Below are 2,561 nucleotides of genomic sequence, written 5' to 3' on the forward strand. Positions count from 1 at the left end.
TTTAATATCGTTTAAATGCCAAGTAACCAAGTCTAAAGAAATAAGATTCTTTATAATAAAAAAACCATCACCTTGTAATTTTTCCATATTACTGATACCTGATATCAATAACTGATAAAAAATCAGTTAAAGGTAACACATCAGATATTTTTAAATCACCTACTTGTGTTAATATTGCTTCCCAATCATTCAATTTTCTTAATTTTCCACCGGTTTCAACCGTTATATTGATATCTACAGCACCCCCAATTGGTGAATTATCAGTTAAATTGTTTCAATTAGCAAAATACGCGTTATTTTCTTAACTTTTGCAAGTCTTAAATAAAATATTACTTTCTCATCATCATGATTTTGCAAGAAACGACAAAATATGCTTGTCATAATTTTTGGCTAAATTATCTTGAGTAATCAAACTAACATTATAGTTTTTTATTAATTCCTCTGGAATTTCTTGATCGTTATAATGATTTAAGTTTATAGAGTTCTTATCTTTATTACTTAAGGTTTCAATTAAAGCTAAAGAATGTATGACAAATAGTAATATATTTGTATTGTATGCTATATTTATTTTGCTATAAAATTCCCTAGTATCAAGTTTAGTATAACATGTCAAGGCTTGATAAAATTATATTTTTAAAGCAGTTTCTTGTTCCTTAAAAGACGCAAATGAATATATAGTTTTTTTTGTTTTAATAAGCCTGTTATTTTTAACCTTTTTTTTCAGCAGCAACTCTTGCCCACATTTTTTTTGCCTGAGGCAAAAATGAACTAATTTTTAGAAATTCTCCTTTTGGTAAAACTTGCCACAAATACTTATTTGGTTATATGATATTACTTCTATTTCCCACAGAGCTCTGAGTAATCTTTGTAAATTTTGCTCAATAATACCTAATTGATAGATAATTCAGTAGTTGCTGGTAAGATATTTAATAAATCAAGCTCAATGGCGACATTTATCAAATAGGTTTTCCAAAAACCGGCAAGTTCTGCAGAAATTGTATGTATTTGAGCTTCTAGCTCTGGTAAAGAAATAACAAATTTTATATTGCCTGTGGTATCAATTTGTCCTAAAGTATCGTCGTAAGCCTTAACCATAGCAAGTCCATTATAAAATAGCTCAATTGTTTTATATCTTTGTAGGTAAATTGCATTACCTACTAGATCTACATGAAACCAACCATTATTATTTTCTGCTATAGCAAATCCTTTATAAAAAATACCTAGCTGTTTATACCACTTATTATATATTAATTTTGCTTGAGGATTAATATGAGTAGACTTACCATCCTTATAAACTACAGCAATATCATCTTTGAAATCTCCAACATAATCATATGCTTCCTGGTAAAGTTTATTACCGTGTCAATCAATATGGTAAAATTTATTAGATTTTCTTACTACACAAATATTTTCTTGGTAGTTTCCAACACATTTGTATGATTGCTTGTATCCTCTGTTAGCATGAGAATCTAGGAAGCACCTAGCTTCATCTTCTACCGCCGCTCTTCCACAATAAAATCCATGGGTCTTACTAAACCTTTAATATAAGCTGCTTCTCCTTTGAAATTAATATGATAAGCTCATCTTTTATCATACACAGGAGCAAGTCCTGGTTCATGAAATTTCTCTACATGAAGAAATCTTTTTGTATATAATGGTTTTTCCTCCAATGTGTTGAATTGCTTGCAAGGTGAAATTTTAATAAGCTTTAAACTATTAAGGTTATTACTCTCTGTTAACTGATCAACGGTTTTCTCATATTGCATGTCTTGCATAACTCATGATTAAATAGTTTTTTGTAAGTCTTTATATTGGTTACTCTGCCATATATCTTCTAATTTTACTTCATTTACATTACTAAAATTTCCTAGCGTTTTTCGTAACTCATCAGGAGCACAAGGGCTAAATTTTCCTTAGGATTAACCCACGCTTCTTTAACTAAGAATGGAGATGGACCACCTGGAGCTAAATCTTCTACTCCTTCTTTAGCAAGGATAGTAAAATTTTCTAATATTATCTTCTTGCCATTTGGCAATAACATAGCATCTCTTAATTCATGTAATCTTTTTACTTCAGTATTCCATCTATTTATTGATGTTTCATCTCTTCTCATTGATAAATATTTAATTTTTTTCAAAATGTGCGCACAGATGATGTCCTTTAACTCTGTCAATACCTAACCCTATAGCCATTTTCACTATATCATACAACTCTATTAGGTTACTTTCTAAAAATGTTAATTGCAAAGTAACACTACACCGTTTTTTGTTTTAGAAAAATTCTCATCTCGTACGTCAAGAAAGGTTTTTAATTTTTTTGTTACAGCTTCCCATTTTGAGCCAATCATAGTCTTCTCATTTACTTCTTTACTAGCCCCATTCCAGGAAATTTTTATATCTGATAAAATCGGTACTAATAACTCTGCCCATTTCTGAGCTCCCTTCGCAGGAAAAGATCCATTAGTTTTTAGATTAAATTTTAATCCATATTCATGACATATGTTTATTATTTCATTAAAGTGTTTATACATTAGAGGCTCTCCCATAGTAGAAGGGATGATT

The 2,561-nt window shown here is 29.7% G+C and carries 4 protein-coding genes and 2 pseudogenes; all 6 read right to left on the reverse strand.

The features are described 5' to 3' along the window. Positions 1 to 343 precede the first annotated feature (343 nt). Complete coding sequence (locus tag REIS_RS16220) at positions 344 to 613, reverse strand: hypothetical protein (protein WP_241760981.1); 270 nt, start codon at positions 611 to 613, stop codon at positions 344 to 346. 275 nt (positions 614 to 888) lie between these two features. Beyond that, complete coding sequence (locus tag REIS_RS16225; protein ID WP_241760982.1) at positions 889 to 1,095, reverse strand: hypothetical protein; 207 nt, start codon at positions 1,093 to 1,095, stop codon at positions 889 to 891. Between the two features lie 485 nt (positions 1,096 to 1,580). Then, positions 1,581 to 1,775, reverse strand: coding sequence for a hypothetical protein (locus REIS_RS16230; protein ID WP_241760983.1), 195 nt, complete (start codon positions 1,773 to 1,775; stop codon positions 1,581 to 1,583). Between the two features lie 9 nt (positions 1,776 to 1,784). Further along, positions 1,785 to 1,859, reverse strand: a pseudogene (locus REIS_RS16235) (hypothetical protein); the annotation flags it as partial. A gap of 8 nt (positions 1,860 to 1,867) precedes the next feature. After that, the gene (locus REIS_RS16240; protein WP_241760984.1) at positions 1,868 to 2,173 is read right to left on the reverse strand and encodes a hypothetical protein; all 306 of its coding nucleotides are present in this window, start codon (positions 2,171 to 2,173) and stop codon (positions 1,868 to 1,870) included. A gap of 63 nt (positions 2,174 to 2,236) precedes the next feature. Then, a pseudogene (locus tag REIS_RS16245) lies at positions 2,237 to 2,561 on the reverse strand (radical SAM protein); the annotation flags it as partial.

The organism is Rickettsia endosymbiont of Ixodes scapularis (assembly GCF_000160735.1).
Classification (GTDB): Bacteria; Pseudomonadota; Alphaproteobacteria; order Rickettsiales; family Rickettsiaceae; genus Rickettsia; species Rickettsia tamurae.

What these genes read in the sequence shown, in the direction of transcription:
- REIS_RS16230 (WP_241760983.1), bottom strand. Translation starts at nt 1,775, where the DNA reads ATGCAAGACATGCAATATGAGAAAACCGTTGATCAGTTAACAGAGAGT.
- REIS_RS16225 (WP_241760982.1), bottom strand. Translation starts at nt 1,095, where the DNA reads ATGGTTAAGGCTTACGACGATACTTTAGGACAAATTGATACCACAGGC.